General features: G+C 60.9%; 13 protein-coding genes and 1 tRNA gene. 2 read left to right on the top strand and 12 right to left on the bottom strand.

The genetic code is table 11. The annotated features are described in order from the left end of the window. Positions 1–88 precede the first annotated feature (88 nt). Positions 89–562 (top strand): hypothetical protein, encoded by a 474-nt coding sequence (locus tag NW848_RS00410; RefSeq protein ID WP_011431524.1) that lies wholly within the window; start codon positions 89–91, stop codon positions 560–562. On the opposite strand, the gene NW848_RS00405 is transcribed toward NW848_RS00410, so the two are convergent. Beyond that, positions 559–810, bottom strand: a complete 252-nt coding sequence (locus NW848_RS00405) for a ferredoxin-thioredoxin reductase variable chain (protein WP_011431523.1) — start codon at positions 808–810, stop codon at positions 559–561. The genes NW848_RS00410 and NW848_RS00405 overlap by 4 nt on opposite strands. A gap of 778 nt (positions 811–1,588) precedes the next feature. On the opposite strand from NW848_RS00405, the gene NW848_RS00400 reads away from it, so the two are divergent. Continuing rightward, complete coding sequence (locus NW848_RS00400) at positions 1,589–1,792, top strand: RlpA-like double-psi beta-barrel domain-containing protein (RefSeq protein WP_168173328.1); 204 nt, start codon at positions 1,589–1,591, stop codon at positions 1,790–1,792. A gap of 59 nt (positions 1,793–1,851) precedes the next feature. Here NW848_RS00400 and NW848_RS00395 read toward each other — a convergent pair whose 3' ends face one another. The 11 genes from NW848_RS00395 to NW848_RS00345 all read right to left on the bottom strand — a co-directional run. After that, complete coding sequence (locus tag NW848_RS00395; RefSeq protein WP_049749797.1) at positions 1,852–2,064, bottom strand: hypothetical protein; 213 nt, start codon at positions 2,062–2,064, stop codon at positions 1,852–1,854. 189 nt (positions 2,065–2,253) lie between these two features. After that, entirely contained in the window at positions 2,254–2,859 is a 606-nt protein-coding gene (gene cbiT, locus NW848_RS00390; protein ID WP_414510348.1) for a precorrin-6Y C5,15-methyltransferase subunit CbiT, read from the bottom strand. Between the two features lie 158 nt (positions 2,860–3,017). After that, positions 3,018–3,090 (bottom strand) — tRNA-Thr (locus NW848_RS00385). A gap of 82 nt (positions 3,091–3,172) precedes the next feature. Further along, a complete protein-coding gene (locus NW848_RS00380; RefSeq protein ID WP_011431519.1) occupies positions 3,173–4,789 on the bottom strand; it encodes an apolipoprotein N-acyltransferase in 1,617 nt (538 codons plus the stop codon). A gap of 112 nt (positions 4,790–4,901) precedes the next feature. After that, on the bottom strand, positions 4,902–5,540 hold the full coding sequence (locus NW848_RS00375) for a DUF305 domain-containing protein (protein WP_414346209.1): 639 nt from the start codon (positions 5,538–5,540) through the stop codon (positions 4,902–4,904). A 140-nt stretch (positions 5,541–5,680) separates the two neighbouring features. Beyond that, positions 5,681–10,942 (bottom strand): response regulator, encoded by a 5,262-nt coding sequence (locus NW848_RS00370; protein WP_414508292.1) that lies wholly within the window; start codon positions 10,940–10,942, stop codon positions 5,681–5,683. Between the two features lie 183 nt (positions 10,943–11,125). Further along, positions 11,126–13,576, bottom strand: coding sequence for a methyl-accepting chemotaxis protein (locus NW848_RS00365; protein WP_414510343.1), 2,451 nt, complete (start codon positions 13,574–13,576; stop codon positions 11,126–11,128). Between the two features lie 308 nt (positions 13,577–13,884). Beyond that, positions 13,885–14,403, bottom strand: coding sequence for a chemotaxis protein CheW (locus tag NW848_RS00360; protein ID WP_041438647.1), 519 nt, complete (start codon positions 14,401–14,403; stop codon positions 13,885–13,887). Positions 14,404–14,514: 111 nt separating this feature from the next. Further along, the gene (locus NW848_RS00355) at positions 14,515–14,880 is read right to left on the bottom strand and encodes a response regulator transcription factor (protein WP_414508291.1); all 366 of its coding nucleotides are present in this window, start codon (positions 14,878–14,880) and stop codon (positions 14,515–14,517) included. Then, positions 14,877–15,263: a response regulator gene (locus NW848_RS00350; protein WP_011431513.1), complete on the bottom strand. Its 387-nt coding sequence runs from the start codon at positions 15,261–15,263 to the stop codon at positions 14,877–14,879. Before NW848_RS00350 ends, NW848_RS00355 begins: the two co-directional genes overlap by 4 nt. A 227-nt stretch (positions 15,264–15,490) precedes the next feature. Then, on the bottom strand, positions 15,491–16,113 hold a 623-nt coding region (locus tag NW848_RS00345), incomplete at its 5' end, for a response regulator (RefSeq protein ID WP_414510342.1).

Here is a 16,113-nt window from a genome sequence, read left to right as displayed (position 1 = left end):
CGCGCACTTTTGTCAACGGGCTTGCGGCTAGGATCGGGGGCGAAAGGGCCGCACTCCCCCTCTCTCCTTGGTTTTCTAGGGAATCCCCATGCTGACTCAACTGCGCCAACTGAGCCTGGCTGCCGACGGACGCTACCTCAGAGATGAGGAGATGCAGTTCATGGAGAGCTACCTGGCCTCCTTTGAGCTGCGCCTGGGCGCCTATCGCAAAATCCAAGCGGCGGAAGCCCAGATTGTCGGCGAGGTGGAGGCGAAGCTGCGCGCTCTGGATCCCTACTTGCTCATGCGAGGGGTGGAGGATTTCCGCAACAAATGGAGAGCCGACACCGTGCGGGTTTTGCGCCTCTCGGCTTTGGCCATGCTCCTAGACGATGAGCAGCGCTACAAGGAGCGATTTCTCTACTGGTTTCAGACCTTGATGCGGGCCTTCCGCACCCAGCGCAGTTGTGAGGCTACCTACCGCTTCTTGCAAGAGGTGATAGCCAAGTACCTCACCCCCGCGGAGTTTGCTTTGATCCAGCCGATTCTGGAAACCAACCGTACCCTGCTGGGTCTCACCTAGGCCGCAGGCTCGGAGGAAGGGCTCGCCTCGATCACCTCCAGCTCGTCGGCCTGGAGGTGGGCGCGGAACTTATTCCCAAACTGCACCTGAAAGGGAAAATTAGCGCTGATCGGGCGGCCGTTCCAGTCTTGGATCACAGCCGTCACTTCTCCCTCCATACCTTTGAGGTCAAAAGGTTGATTGCGATGTTCCGGGTGGTGATAGACGATCACGCTGGTACGCACCCGCACTCGATCTCCGACTTTCATCACACACCATTACACGGCGCTGTTAGGAGCCGTGCCCTCCAACCGTTGAACGTTAAAAACTTGCAATACCCTAGGTTGGCATTTTGCCATAGCTGCTTGCCAGGAGCGACCTCCTGCAAACTCACTCGATTGGTTGCTTTCAGCCGCACGCCCCGCTCACCTCGCTGCCAGGGGAGTGTGGCTTCGCCGCTTGCTACCCACCGTCTGGCGGGGCTGGGTTTGATTAACATCAGGGGGGTTTTCCCATCCACGGCAAACATAGGTACCAACACGGCTGTAAGCTCTTCTGTGTACGCCCCCTCGCCCCTACGGAGGTTTCAGGCTGGGGGAGAACCTGTAACATGTTTTGGGCCGCTGGGCCTAGATCCTCTGCTTGCCCTCCGGCGTTCCTTGCGAAGCTTGGCCAGGCTGTTCTCGCGCCTAGCTTGCCGTTGCGATGCTGGCATCGCTACTCCTGCCAATTGCTAACCAAGTGCCTCCAGCCCGCTGATGCGATCAGTCGCGGCACTTGGCCTCCTGAAAAGGCAGCCCACCCCAGGAGCCTGCTGGAAACACTCTAGCTCAGCCCCTAACGAAGACTGCGGAATGTAGAGAACTATGTAGAAATTGATACAGTGGTTTGCATTTCTCCGGGATCCCCTCGCCCTTGAGGAGCCGCGCCGGCTTCTGGGAGCATTGCCCCAACCCAAGCCCACTGACTTCAGCCGAAAGATCCCTCTGCGGAACCTGGGATCCGTGGGGCTCATCAGTGTATTCCCGGACACGTTTTTGGGAGACTTTGACCAATTCTGAGGATCCCAGGCCTAGAGTGGTGGTGGATGTTCTGGCTCGGGGCCCTTTTGTTCGCGGTCGAGATCTGGATATTTCGACGGCTGCCGCTCGCCAGCTGGGCATTTACGAGCAGGAAGTGGCGAAAGTAGAGGTGCCTCTGCTGCCTCCCCAAGAAGTTCCTCTCTCCGGCGTTTTGATGAGCCTAAGGTAGAAATTGCTGGGCAAAAATAACTACTAGAATCGGCTCCCGATGGGGAGAATCTGCCCAGGCTAAATGCCTGAAGATTTGCTGGGCTGGTTTTCTGCTTCTTGTCTGCGGCGATCGCCAATGCCGCAGTCGCCGCAGCATTCGGGTCGCTTGAAGTCGTCCCAATGGATGCAGGCCCGGCAGCCCTTCAGCATTTCCGGCCAGCGCTCTCGAATTAGCAGTTGTCGCAGCCTCACTTCTCGTGATTCGGGAAAGGGGTGTTGCAATTCATCCATGGCCCTGGGATCCGCAGCTCTCTGTCTCTGGTATAAGGGCAAATGAAAGTCTGCAATCTAGAAATATCGGCATAGCTTAAGGTTTGTGCTTTGCCGATCTCCAAAGAGGGCTTGGGCTAGCCCAATTTTCTTGAGCCCATTACTTTGCGAAGGGATTTGCAAAAAATATAAACGGATTTCTTACAAGATTTAGCTGGATTTTTCCCCGCTTAACACAAAGGTGGGATCCAGAGGCAGCAACAGTTGGCTGCGACCGCGGTGTTCCAGGCGGTTCACGGCTGATTGGATCACCTCCACATGATGAGCTCGCACGGCAGCCAGCCCGGCAGAGAGGCCGTAGAGCCCCTCCAGAGAGTTGGTGGTCGCCACAATCCTGCCGTTGGGTTTGAGATGGTTCCAGGAGGCCTCCAGGATCTCCCGTAGGGGATGGCCACCTTCGATACAGATGCGATCGGGGGGCGGAGAGAGCTGATGCAAGCAATCGGGGGCGGTGCCCTGGATTACTTGCACGTTGTTGAGGCCGAATTTCTCGCAGTTGCTCTCGATCAAGCTGACCACCTCGGCATCGCGCTCGATGGCAATCACGCGAGCGCGGGGGCAGAGAATGGCCGCTTCGATGGCGATGGTGCCTGTCCCGGCGCCGATATCCCATAGGCAGTGGTCTTCTCCCAGGCGCAACTGGCTCAGCACCAGCACGCGTACCTCGCGGGGGCTCATCGGGATCCCCGGGATCCGCTCAAAGGCGGAGTCCGGGATCCCTGGGGTGCGATAGGGCCAAGAGAAGGGGGTTACCATTGCCAAAGACCGCTGCCGGGGAAATGGCCATACTTCTCAGCATAAGGCGAAGCCCCGACCAACTGGCTACGCTCTTCATGTCCCCCTCCTGGGAGAGGGGATCCCCGCGCTAGGCCAGCCTAGGTCAGTAGCCCCGTGAGGGCCGGACAAGGCTCCAAAGCTGATGATCGGACTCGAACCGATGACCTGCTCATTACGAGTGAGCTGCTCTACCGACTGAGCTACATCAGCAAGGGTAAGCAATTCCGCATCCCTTTGTTCAGCCAGTTCAGCAGCGCAAACTGGGAACGCGGGACGGGAAAGCTGACTTAGACTATTGATGCTCACCAATCTTAGCGCATCCTTGCCCTGCTCGGGATCCCCAGGCCGTCAATCCTAGAGAAAGACCTAAGGTTAACCAGGCCAGCCAGTCGCCTGTGCGCGTGTAGAAGGTTACCTGGGATTGCCGCCTGACCTCTCCAGTCACCACTCCGCGCTGAAAAATCGGGCCCACCTGCTGGAGTCGACCTGAGGGATCCACCACCAGGTTGCCGCCGGTGTTGTTGACAAAGACCACGCTGCGCCGGTTTTCGACCGCCCGGAAAACCGAAAGCCGGCCGTGGAGCATGGGCCAGTGGCTGTTGCCAAACCAGCTATCGTCGGAGATCACGATCAACGACTCTGCTCCATTGCGGGTCAGAGTTCGGCTGGGGGCGGGCAATACACTCTCCAAGCAGATCATCACCCCCAAAGGCCCAAACAGCTCCCCTCCCGCCAGCGGCCGATAGCCATCTGGGGAGGGCGCGTAGCGCCCCGACTCAAAATAGGGGAAGATCCACTGCTTGCCAAACCAATCCAGCACTTGGCCTTGGGCGTTGAAGAAGAGGGCGGTGTTGAAAAATCGCTGCTCCTCCTCCGGCAGGTGGGCTGTGCGGGGATCCGGCTCCGTGGCCCCCGTAATCAAAGCCCCTTCTGGGGGGAGGATGGCTCGCATTGGCTCGATCACATGGGGTTGCAGGGGGGTGTTCAGCAACCGGGCCCGCAAGGCTCCTTCCGGCCAGATCACCAACTGCGCCCCCTCGGCCACCGCCTGGGCCGAAAGCTGGTGCAACTCCCGGTAGCGCTGGCTGCGGTACTCCCAACTGCGATCGGCTTCCAACCAGGCCACCTGCTGCACCGTCCCCACGCGAAAGCTGGGATCCCCTTCCGCCGCCGCTAAAACATCAAAGTAGGCCAGCCGCAGGCTGCCATAGGCCAAGACCAGCCCCCCCAGACCTAAGCCGCAGGCCAGCGTGCGCCGGATATCCGGGTTCTCGGCCCCCGAGCAGGATCCCTCTGCCCTCCATTGGCAGCGGAGCTGCTCGGCCAACTGCCAAACCACGCCATTGACGAACACGGCAAAAAAGGTCACTCCCCAGATCCCGGTGAGATCGGCAATTTGGATCCCCAGGGGCCAGTCAAAGAGCAGGGATCCCCAATGAAAGGGGATCGGCCACCAGAGCAGGCCCAGCAGCCCATCCAGGCCTGTCCAGACCGTGGCCAGGCCCAGGGGACGTGCCCAGGGGGGGAGGGGCCGGCTCAGCGCCAAGCTCAAGACCGTGGCTGTTGTGAAAAACAGAGGGATCAGGGGAGCCACCACTGCTCCTCCCAGGATCTCCCAGGCGCTGAGCACTTGAAGCGAGAAGGGATCCACCCAGAAGGCGTACAGGCACACGCAAAACCAGAGGCCATAGGCCAAACGCCACTGCCTCCAACCCTGTTGCTGTTCGCAAAGGTAAAACAGAGGCGCTAGGCCCAGCAGCGCTCCCGGAAACCAGTGCAGCCAGCGGTTGGGGGATCCCAAACACAGCAGCAAAACGGCCAGCCCCGCCAGCCAGCGGGATCTCCACTCTGGGCGAAGCGGTGGGAGCAAAGCCGGGTGTTGAGGGAAGGAGGGCAGCTCTAGGGCCATTGGCAATGCAGGGGAATCCTCTGAGTGCTGCGGGCAGCCGCAAGAGCCGGCCTTGCTCGCATCCCATCATCTTTACAGAGCCTGCTGAGGCCTGCAAACGATCCCAGCGGCCCTAGCGCGGATACCACCGCTTTTGCCAGGCCCGCATTTGCTCAATCTCCGCTTGCTGGGTAGTGACAATGGCTGTTGCCAGTTGCCGAATCTCGGGGCACTTGGATTTTTCCAGAGCCTCTCTAGCCATGACCAGGGCTCCTTCGTGGTGCTGGATCATTGCTTGCAGGAAGCGCAGATCGAACTCAGGGTCAGCGGCTCCCAGGTCGGTATCCATGCGCATAGCCGAGATCATTTCTGGAGTCATGGCCATCTGGTGGCCCATCTCTTCATGCCACATGACGGGCTCCTGGGGAGCTAGCGGGTACCAGCTCAGCCGCCAGTCTTGCATCTGCTTGATTTCTTGGCTTTGGGCGACCCCAATGGCCCTGGCCAACTGACGAATTTCCCGCCGCCGGGATTTTTGCAGGGCTTCTGTGGCCATGCTCACCGCTCCCTCGTGGTGGAGGATCATCGCATCCAGAAACCGCAGTTCGAAGGATTCGTCGGCAGGGCCTAGGCCTAGCCGATGAGCTCTCTGGATTGAGAGCCCCCCCTTGTTCTCATGAGCAGTTGCCTCTAGCCCCAGCTCCCTGGCAAGCCAGGGATTGCCCAGGACAAACCCACCAGCCAGGATGAGAGCACAGACAGTCAGGCGCATCGCCACTTCTCTCCGAGGACAACAGGTCAATATCCTACGCCTTCCAGCCCCCTCTGGAGTCAAACCCTTTGGCGATCCTGGCGCCAGAGTGGGATCCCTTAGCTTGGTGCCTCCATCTGGGCGCCCCTGGCGTCGCCAGTTCAGGAAGTGGGGTTGGGTGCCAACAACTGCTCCCCTTGCAACATGCGAGCGGCAGCGCTGAACAGCTCTTCCTCCAAGTAGGGCTTGGTGAAGTAGGCAGTGGCTCCCAGCTCGCGGGCTGTCTGCCGGTGCCGTTCTGCCCCCCGTGAGGTGAGCATAGCTACTGGAATATGCCTGAGGTTGCTGTCTGCCCGTATGCGGGAGAGCAACTCCAAGCCGTCCATGCGCGGCATCTCGATGTCGCAAAAGATGAGATCGCAGCGCAAGCCACCGCGAAGCTTTTCCCAGGCGTCCTGGCCATCGCGGGCTTGCTCCACCCGGTAGCCCACCTTTTGAAAGGACATGGAGAGCAGTTCCCGCACTGCAATCGAGTCGTCCACAATGAGCACCGTGGTTTGATGGGTTTCCTCGGCACGTGGCTCCGCAGCGCGACGCTCCGCCCAGAGGCGGCTGAGATCGCGACGGCGGCCTTGGGCCATATCTACCAGTTCAAGGACGTCAGCAATTGGCAGCACGCGACCATTGCCCAGCACCGTTGCCCCAGAAATGCCAGGTGGTTTGGGCACAGGCCCGCGCAATTGCTTGATCACGATTTCCTGCTCTTCCACAAAGCTGTCCACCTGCAGGGCAACGTACTGGCCGGCACTTTGCAGGACGACGATGGGCAGGATGCCCTCCTCTTGGGCGATGCTGTAGACCTCTGAGCGGCTGCGGCTGTGGCTGCGGCTGTAGGACAACAGATTCGAGAGGGGCTGGAAGGGAAGGCGTTGATCCCGCCAGGGAATGGAGGGCCGCCCCTGTTCATCCGGCTGCACCTCGTCGACGGGAACATCCAGCATCTCCTCCACACCGTCGAGGGGGAAGGCGATCAGGGCTTTGTCGCTGACACACACCATTGCCTTGGAAATGCTCAGGGTAAGCGGCAGGCGGATGGTGAAGGTGGTGCCCTTGCCGCGCACGGAATCCACTTGGATGCTGCCGCGCAGATCGGTGATGTTGCGGCGCACCACGTCCAAGCCAACCCCCCGCCCGGCCAGATCGTCCACCTCGCTGGCCTCGCGAACGCTAAAGCCGGGGTGGAAGAGGACGTTGAACACTTCTTCTTCGGTTGCCTGCTCTGACAGCAGCCCCAGCCTTTGCGCCTTGGCCTTGATTTTCTCCACCGGGATGCCGGCACCGTCGTCGGCGACGACGATGATTGTCTGGTTGCCCTGGTAGAAAGCTTTGACGGTGATCTTGCCTTCAGGGGGCTTGCCCAAGCGGCGCCGCTCCTCAGGGGGCTCGATCCCGTGCACCAGGGCATTGTTCACCAGGTGGGTCATCGGGTCGGAAAGCTCTTCCAGGATGGCCTTGTCGATGAGGGTGTCGCGGCCTTCCACCACCAGGCTGGCCTGTTTGCCCGTTTTGATGGAGAGGTCACGGACGGCGCGGGGCAGCCGGTCGGCAATTTGCGAGAAGGGCACCATGCGCGCCCGGTTCAGGCCTTCTTGCAGTTGGGTGGTGACCTGGCGGAATTGGCGGGTGATCTGCTCTGCCTCGTCCACCGCAAACTCGATGTCGGAAGAAGACTCGCGCACCCGCACGATGAGCTCAATGATCTCCTGGGCCAGCGTGTGGAAGGCCGTAAACTGATCCATCTCCAACTTGTCGAACTCTTGGCCTATGGAATGACCCACCCGTCCCCGAGGGGATTCCTCGCCGTTCCGACCAAACCCCACCGTTGCCGCGCTGCTGCGGCTGGAGAACAGCGCCGCTTCCAGCAACGAGCGGTCGTACTGATCCCGCATGCGCTGGCCCAGCTCCCCTAGCTGTTGCACCCGGCCCAATAGGCCATCCAGAAACTGGCGCAGGCGAGTTTGGTTTTGCTCCATGCTGTTGCGGATGACCACCAGCTCTCCCACCAAGTTGTTGATGGAGTCGAGGTGGCGCACCTCCACCCGCATTACAGGATTGCTGAGGGCAGATCGCCGTGTGGTCGGTGCTGTTGGGGTAGCCGGTGCCGTGGGGGCGGCTGTTGCTGGGGCGGCGACAGCGGGCGGAGAAGGCGCCGGCGCTGCTGCAGAGACTTGGGGGGCGACCTCGAGATCGCCTAGGAGGGATTCCAGTTGGGCTGCGAAATCGTCGGCGACCTCGCCGCTCACGGCTGTAGGGGATCCCACAATGGGAGCGATGACCTCCTCTAGCTCAGGGGGCACCGCTGGTTCGGCGGCATCGAAAAGGGCGGCCAAATCGTCCAAACTTGGGGCAGGAGAGGCTTCCGGCGCTTCTTCCTCCAAAGGCTGTGTCTCATCTGGGGAAACAGTCGCGCTCTGGGCAGCCAAGAGCTCATCCTCCGCGAACAGGCTTTCCAGTTGGCTGGCCAGATCGTCCTCTGCTGGCTGGGAAGCTCCGCCTTGCTCTGCTGCAGCTACAAGTGGTTCTGGCTCAGGCAGAGTCACTCCCTCCAGACTGCTCCCTTGCAAAGCCTCTGCCTCGCCCAGGAAAGTGGCCAGATCTGAGGGGATCGCTTCCTGGGCGGCCTCCCCTTCTGCAAAGAACCGGCTCAACTCATCCAAATCCACCTCGCCATCCATGGCCGAGAGGGATCCGCTGGTTTCTAAGCTCAGTGCTTCGGTAGCGGGCTCCTCGGCAAATAGAGCCTCGAGGCGGTCGAAGGCCTCCGCGGGCTGGCCCTCAGGATAGAGAGCTTCTTCCTGAACCGGGAAGAGGTTCTCCAAAAGAGCCCAGTCCTGGGCCTGTGCCGCATCCCCCGTGCCCGGGGCATCCTCCAGCGTCTCCCCGGCGAAGAGATCGGCTAGGCTCAGCTCGGCCCCCAAGTCCGGGGTTTCCGCCGCCGTCGACTCGTCGGAAGGGGCCAAGAAGCTCTCCGCCGCAGCGGCAGGTTCGCCGGGCGAAGATTCTTCGGCGAAAAGGTCTTCCAGTTGCTCGACTGCGGCAGAGTCGGCAAGGTCAGAAGAGGGTTGAGAAGCCACCTCGAAAGAGGGGGAAGGTTCGCCTGCTTCTTCTGGGCTCCACCAGGCCTGATCCGCCGCCGAGACAAGGCTCTCCAGGCCGCCTTCAGCCGCAGAGTCCAAAGATGTCAGGGATCCCGTCTCATCGGGGACAGAAAAGTCCCCCGGCCAGATGTCGGCGGGGAACTCAGCCCACAAGTCTGCGGCCGCCTCCCCATCCCCAGGCTGGAGGGACGGAGACGGCTCCTCTGCCCAAAGATCCGCTTCCGGCCCGCTGTCGGGAGCAGCCCCAAAGTCAGGCAACTGAGACAGCTCCTGCAGAGGAGAGCTCTCTACTGCCAGCTCCTCGAGCTCGAACAAGGCTTCCACTCCGACACTTGCAGCTTCGTCTGCAGCCGAGGCTTCCTCGGGGCTTTCCGCAGCGACTTGGGCCGCCCGCTCCTGGGCGGGGACATCCCAGATGGCCTGGCTGGTTTCCTCGGCTCCTGTCAGCTCGGCAGGCTCGACAGGTGACAGCTCTGCCGCCGCTTCGCCCATTACTTCGGCAAACAGCTCCGCCAAATCCGTTTCCGCTCCCCCCTCTTCTGGGCTCAGCTCCTCAAGCGCCTGCGAAAAAGGCTCGGGGGAAGGAGGGATCAGCTCCGGCGGCGGCTCTTCAATATCGGATAGCTGCTCTGCGTTGGCAAACAGCTCGTCAAAGGCGGCGGAGGCTTCTGCTTCCAGGCTCAAAGGAGGGGCGTCGAAATCGCCTGAGCCAAAGCTCAGCCTATCCTGGAGCCAGCCGCGGGCTGCTGCGGCTTCTTCCGGCGCGGCGACGCCCTCTTGGGCAAGGTCGGCGGCTGCTTGCCAGTCTTCCTCTGGCAAAGCCTCGGTGGACATCTCCGGCCAGCTCAGCCCTGAGCCCTCCTCGCCCGCCAGAACGCTGTCCATCTCCAAAGTGGACGGCGGCTGTTCGGCCAGCAGATCCCAGGCCGCCTCCTCCGCTTGCAGGGTTGCTTCGACGGGGATCGCCTCTCCTGGTTCAGGTTCTTCTTGGCTCCCATCAGGGGCAGAGGATTCTTCTGCCGGGATCCCAGCAGCGGCCCAGTCCGCTGGGGCAGGCGTGCTCTCGGGTTCGAGGAAGAGCGGCTCTGGCTCCTCAAGGGCCGGCAGCACAGGGCGGAAGGCCAACAACTCAGCGGAGGGCTGGATGGTCTGCGCTGCTCCGCTGGCCAGAGCTTGGTGAGCCTGTTTCAAATCTCTCAGAACCGGCAGAGCCAGTTGCCGCAAATCCTGGGCAGGATCTGCCAGGATCTCGCCAATCAGGCGGGCTAGGGCCGTCCAGCCGCCCAGATCCACACCTTCGGCCTGTCCCACCTGCTGGAGCGATTGGGCCAAGCTTTGCAGGGCAGGCCGCGTTGCCGGGTCGTCAGGACGCTTGAACAGCTCCAGCATCTGGCGCAACAGGGCCGGGATCTGCTGGTGAACCACCACCTCCAAAGGATCCGGCGGCGGAGCGGGAGCCGCCGGGCGAGCCAATTGCTGCAATTCCGCCGAGGCCGTCACCTCTTCGGCCCTGCCCGCCAAGATAAGCTGCTGCCCCTGCTTCAAGTCTCGCAGGGCGACCAACGCCAACGTTCGCAGATCGGCGTCGGGGTTGCCCAGGGCTTGCTCGAAGGTTTCTGTGAGCTGCTGCCAGCCCGCCAGATGATGGGCTTGCCCGATCTGCTTGAGAACGGCATTTGCCTCCCGCAACTGCTCGCGAATGCCCGGCTGATCCCCTCGCTTGAACAGCTCCAACATCTGCCGCAATTGCTGCGGCACCACTTCCGCCATCTCTTGTTGTAGGGTGCGGGCCGCCGGCGGCGGGGGGGCAGCCGGAGCAGAGCTAGCGACAGGGCCAGCGCCGAGAAGGCTCTGAATGTAGTTTTCAGTCTCCTGAAAAACCGGCTCCAGTTCCGCCAGCGTCGCGTTGCTGAACTCCTGGGTGAGACCGCGAGGGCTCTGCAGCTCGTCCAACAACGCCGCCAACCCATCAAAAACTCGCAGCAGCAGCGTCTCCAAGTGCTGATCCACCGGCACTTCGCCCGGGCGAGAGCGAAACACGTTGAAGAAATCCTCTAGGCGGTGGGCAGTCCGCTGAATGCTGGCGAGGGCCAGCATGGCCGCTCCGCCTTTGATGGAGTGGGCAGCTCGGAACAACTCGTTGATCAGCTCAGGATCGCTCACGCTGTCCCGCAGGCTGAGGAGCCCTTGCTCGATCGTTGCCAAGTGGTCGCGGGCTTCTTCGATAAAATAACCGAGGATCCGCTTTTGTGCTTCTTCATTCATGGCAGGAGGTTCCTCCTACAGCCCACAGGTACTCATATCAGTAGTAGCAGATCGGACAGGGGAAGCTCTCCCATGCCCGGATTCTGTCTTGGGACAGAGGGATCCCGATGTCCCTGAAGTGCGGCAACTTCCCATCGGGATCCTTGCTTGTCCCTAGGATGCCCGCCAACCGAGCAGATTTGCTCATTCATCCCCCACCCGGAAGCGACCGACAGAAGCTTGCAGCTCGCGAGCGATGCTCACCAACTGTTGCAGCGAGCTGGCTACCTTCTGCGCCTCTTCGGACGTCTCGTTGGCAGTCAGCTCCACTGATTGCATTACCTGGGCCACGGCGCGAGAGGTTTCTGTTTGCTGCACGGTAGCCTGAGAAATAGCCCGCACCAGCCCATCGATCCGCCGGCTGACCTCGATGATCTCGTCTAGGCTGCTTTTGGCCTGCTCAGCCCGCCGCGTCCCCTGGATCACCACCTGCGTGCCCTCCTCCATGGCCGTCATCACGTTGCTGGTCTCCGACTGGATCTGCAGCACAATCTGCTCGATCTCCTTCGAGGCTTTGGCGGCCCGGTCGGCCAGTTGTCGCACCTCGTCAGCCACGATGGCAAAGCCCCGTCCCGCCTCGCCCGCCCGGGCGGCCTCAATACTGGCGTTGAGGGCGAGCAGGTTGGTGCGCGAAGCAATTTGAGAAATCAAGGCCACGATCTTGGAGATTTCTTGGGAGGATTCTGCCAAGCGTTTCACCTTGCGGGTCGTCTCTGCTGCCATTTCCCGAATTTCCAGGATGCTGGCCACCGTGCGATCCACTGCTTCTCCGCCGCGGGCGGCTGCTTCCGTGGCTTGAGCAGTTACGTTGGCCGCCTCGCGGGCGTTGCTGGCTACCTCTTGAATTGATTCCGTCATCTCCTGAATGGAGTTGAGGGAGTTGGAAATCTCCTCCGCCTGGCGCAAGGCATCGGCAGAGAGGCTGCGGGCAAAGTTCTCGCTCTGCAAAGCCGCATCGTTGACGGCAGCGGCGGCCCGCTTCACTTGGACAACGATGTCCCGCAAGCTGCGAATGGTCAGGTTGAAAGAGTCGGCGACGGCGCCGAGCACATCGGCAGTGACCTCCGCCCGCACCGTTAAGTCCCCGCGGGCTGCCCCCTCGACGTCGTCCAGCAGGCGAATGACCTGGCGTTGTAAGTCCTCCTTGGCCTGTCCCTGCTCGGCAGCTCGCTGGCTCAGATCGGCAAAATGGGCCTCCAGGGCGGCAGCCATTTGGTTAAAGCTGTTGGCCAAGCGGCCCAACTCGTCATCCCCTCTCGCCTCTGCTCTGACGGAGTAATTCCCCTGGGCCAAGGCGGCAAAGTGGCTGGCCAGCTCTTGAGCGGTGGAGCGAATGTGTTTGGCACTGCTGGCCCCCAGCACAACCCCGGCTCCCGTGCCGATCACTCCACCCCCGATGACCCCGGCAAGCAAGCGAGCTCCCCCATTGGCGGGGATCCCCAGGCCAATGGCCAACCCGGCAGCCAAACTCACGGCTCCTTGGATCAGCGCTGTGGCCAACTGCCGATCGGCAAGCGGGCGGTTGGCGATCCCAGCGAACATCCCCGCTCCCTGGCCCCCTGGGAGGGGCATCGAGATTGTAGGCGAGCTGCCAGCCGTTCCGCCCGCCTCCTGCGTCTCCCCCTCATCGGGAGAGAAGACCGGCACCTCGCCGCCCTCCATGCCGGCCAGTTCGCGATCCAGACTGTCCAGCTCGTTGAGCTCGAAAAGAGCAGGGCCAGGACCGGCCGTGTCTTCTTCGGGGGCAGGGATCGGCTCGCTCATGGGGGTGGCCAATTCCGTCGGCAGGCCCTCATCCAGGGATCCCACCTCCTCTTCCCCAAAAGTGGGTAGGGAGAAGCCCATCTCCTCGGGAAAAGCCGCGTCGCCAGCCAACTGCGTAATAGAATCACTGTCTAGATCCTGCAGGTGCTGCCGGTCGAACTCGCTAAGGAAGGCAAAATCGTCATCGACCACTGGGTCTGTTTGAGGCTGCTCCCTGCCCGCTCGCAAAGCGGTCTCTCCCGGAACCGCTGGCGGCGTTACCTGAGGGTTGGCGGGCAGCGGGTGAGAGGAGGCAAACGGATCCGCAGGCTCCATTTCTAGCCTTGTCTCAAAAGGATCCGCAAAGCTTTCTTCCTCGCCAAAAGTCATCTCATCGGCGGCAAAGCTGTCGCTTCGCATCGAGAAGAGATCCTGAGCAAAGGGGTCGGCCTCCTGTTCCCTCATCGCCTCAAACTCAAACTGGGGAAAGGGATCCGCCTCCTCCGGTTGAGGTGGGAACTCCCCTTGAGGTTGGAGCTTGTCTTCCTGCGCCGGAGAGGGAACATCCGCCAGCTCCGGCGCCATCTGGAGCAGCTCCTCCAGGCCCCTGCGGGCCGACTCCAGCTCCTCAGGATCGCTGGCCGTCTTGAGGATGGTATCGTAGGTATGGCGGGCTTCCAGCAACTGCCCCGCTTGCTTCTGGGCCGAGGCCAGCAGCAACTTGACAGCAGTATCCTGCGGCTGAGCAGCGGCTACCTGGTTGAACAACCGCACTGCCTCGACGTAGTCTCCCTGCCAAAAGGCGACCATTGCCTCGGTAAAGTCTCTCTGATTGTTTGCGCTCGAAACCATGGATCCTCCCTTCCCTGCTTGGCTACCTCTGTTGCTACTTCAACCCAAATGCCCAGAACTCCCCCAACACCAACCCGCCTAAACCCTTTAGATTGTTAAGCTACAGATAGGTTACCTCTCCCAACTGGCTGCTTTGCTCCCAAAAAGAATGGGCTCTTGCCCTCTTTCCACAGACCATTGGGGCAGCACGGCCACACTCGCCGGGTGGCCGGGCGCCAATCTCTAGGGAACAAGATCGGCTCCATTCTTTCCATTGTGAATGGCTTTGGAATTTCCGCATTTCTGCCGAACTTGCGGCTAGCCATTCCTCAACCCCAACGGTCGGATCTCAGGATGGCTGACTGATCCAGCAGCGGCAAGCGGGCTCCCGTCGCGGGCACCACCCATTCCCCTCGCAAGAAGGGAGCTATCGACTCAGGAGCCACGAGAACAGGCCGCACCGCTTCCGTCTTCAGCCACTCCATGCCCACAATTAAATCCACAGCCAGGCCCATCAGCAAATCCGGTTGATCCATCACGGCCACCACAGGGAGCTCGGCGCGGTCGAGGTTGAGGGGCGGGCTGATCCCCAAAAACTGCCCCAGATCCGCAACCCAGATAATTTCGCCCCGCAAGTTCAGAGTGCCCAGCAGAACTGGCGCGACATTCGGCATGGGGGTAATTTTCTCAGGGCCGATGCTCATCACCTCTACAACCGATACTGCCGGCAGGGCAAATTCTTCTCCGGTGGCGACCTTGAATTTCAGGAATAGCTCACCTTCGGGAGCCTCCATTTCCTGCAATTCTTGGGTCTCATCCCCCATCAACAGATCCAGATCCCCTAGCATGACGCTCCCCCGTATCGATGGTCTTGTGGAGGGGTGGCCGCTGCTCCCTTGTCCAGGGCATGGAACCCCTTTGGGCTCTGCCAGCAGGCATAGAGGCGGGATGGGCGGTTCCTAGCCTCTCAGCAATTGCTTAATCGTACCCACCAGTTCCTGCGGCTGGAAAGGCTTGGCAATATAGGCATCTGCTCCCTGGCGGAGCCCCCAGTAGCGGTCGAACTCTTCGCCTTTGGAAGAACACATGACAATCGGGGTTTTTTGGGTGAGCGGATCGGCCTTGAGGAGACGGCACACTTCGTAGCCATTCATCCGCGGCATGACGATGTCCAGCACGATCAGGTCGGGCTTGTTTTGCTTCACCGCCTCTACGGCTTCCACGCCATCTTCCACCGTCATCACCTCGAAGCCGTTTTCCTGCAGCAACTTGCCGATCATCTCCCGCTGGGATTGGCTGTCTTCCACCACCAGAATGCGACTCATTTTTGGCTGGTCTCCTTGATCTCCCGCAACTGCTGTTTGATAGTAGCCAATAGCTCTTGAGGCTTGAAAGGTTTGGTTACATAGGCATCGGCTTGATTGCGCTTGGCCCACTCGATATCAAAGACTTGATCTTTGGTGGAACACACGACGATGCGGATGTGCTTGGTGCTTTCATCTTTCTTCACTTCCCGGCACACTTCGTAGCCGTTCATGCCAGGCATGACGATGTCCAGCACCACCACGTCAGGCTTCTGCTGACGAATGATGTCCATCGCCTCCACACCGTCCATGGCTGTGGAGACTTCCAACCCGCTCTCGGAGAGCAGGCTGGAAATGGCCTCCAGATAGGTACGGTTATCATCCACCACCAGTACTTTGCTCATGGTCATCTCGCCCCTGCTGTGTTTCGCGTGTCCGGTCAACCCTGGCGGCTACCTGAAGTGGGATCCTGTCTTTCAGCGCTTTTGGCTGCATCTGGCCTTGCAGCCCCAGGCTGGTTGGGCTACCTCCTATTGTTTGGTGAAGTTCCTCTTCTGTCCAGTATTCTGCAGTACTCTGCTTGCTTGGCTCGAATCTCGACATTTTTTAGGGATTTCGGCTGGCCCCCCGCTTATTCGCCACCGCCCCGCTTGGGAGGTGGGCCCACATAAGATTCGACGACGGTCAACAATTCCCTCTCAGAAAAGGGCTTGCTCAGAAACTCGTTGGCCCCGGCCATGCGGGCCTTGAGCCGGTCGGTGAAGCCGTCCTTGCCGGTGAGCATGATCATGGGGGTTTCGCGGAACTGGCTGGATTTGCGCAACATGGCGCACAGCTCGTACCCATCCAACTTGGGCATGGCCACATCGCAGAGGATCATGTCGGGGTTGAGGAGAAACACCTGTCCCAGGGCTTTGAGGGGGTTGCCGATGGTGGTGACCTGGTAGCCCTCGTTTTGCAAGATGAACTCCACGGTTTTTTGGATGGCCATGGAGTCGTCGATGCAGAGGATGTGGGCGGGCTTGTCGCTGGGTTTGAGGGGACGAGTGCGCTGGGGCTCGATGATCAGGACGGGATCGGAGAGGTGGATCGCCCCTTGACGAACATAGGGATAGATGGCTTTGGCTACCACCAGGGTGTCTCGGCCCAGGTAGCGACCCATTTGGCGAATGCTGGTTTTGCCGTCCGACCACTCGCTCAGCGCCTTGAAGACGGGGGCGGGCAGGGATTGCTGGAGGGGCAGGGGGTTGACGA

The organism is Synechococcus sp. RC10A2, from assembly GCF_047502605.1.
The sequence above is the reverse complement of the archived record's forward strand: the minus strand, read 5'-3'. Positions and strand labels throughout refer to the sequence as shown.

Bases quoted from the DNA above. Each gene is read 5' to 3' on its own strand.
- NW848_RS00360 (WP_041438647.1), bottom strand. From the start codon at position 14,403: ATGCTAGGGGATCTGGATCTGTTGATGGGGGATGAGACCCAAGAATTG.
- NW848_RS00375 (WP_414346209.1), bottom strand. From the start codon at position 5,540: ATGCGCCTGACTGTCTGTGCTCTCATCCTGGCTGGTGGGTTTGTCCTG.
- NW848_RS00410 (WP_011431524.1), top strand. From the start codon at position 89: ATGCTGACTCAACTGCGCCAACTGAGCCTGGCTGCCGACGGACGCTAC.
- NW848_RS00365 (WP_414510343.1), bottom strand. From the start codon at position 13,576: ATGGTTTCGAGCGCAAACAATCAGAGAGACTTTACCGAGGCAATGGTC.
- NW848_RS00355 (WP_414508291.1), bottom strand. From the start codon at position 14,880: ATGAGTCGCATTCTGGTGGTGGAAGACAGCCAATCCCAGCGGGAGATG.
- NW848_RS00350 (WP_011431513.1), bottom strand. From the start codon at position 15,263: ATGAGCAAAGTACTGGTGGTGGATGATAACCGTACCTATCTGGAGGCC.
- cbiT (WP_414510348.1), bottom strand. From the start codon at position 2,859: ATGGTAACCCCCTTCTCTTGGCCCTATCGCACCCCAGGGATCCCGGAC.
- NW848_RS00405 (WP_011431523.1), bottom strand. From the start codon at position 810: ATGAAAGTCGGAGATCGAGTGCGGGTGCGTACCAGCGTGATCGTCTAT.
- NW848_RS00370 (WP_414508292.1), bottom strand. From the start codon at position 10,942: ATGAATGAAGAAGCACAAAAGCGGATCCTCGGTTATTTTATCGAAGAA.
- NW848_RS00395 (WP_049749797.1), bottom strand. From the start codon at position 2,064: ATGGATGAATTGCAACACCCCTTTCCCGAATCACGAGAAGTGAGGCTG.
- NW848_RS00380 (WP_011431519.1), bottom strand. From the start codon at position 4,789: ATGGCCCTAGAGCTGCCCTCCTTCCCTCAACACCCGGCTTTGCTCCCA.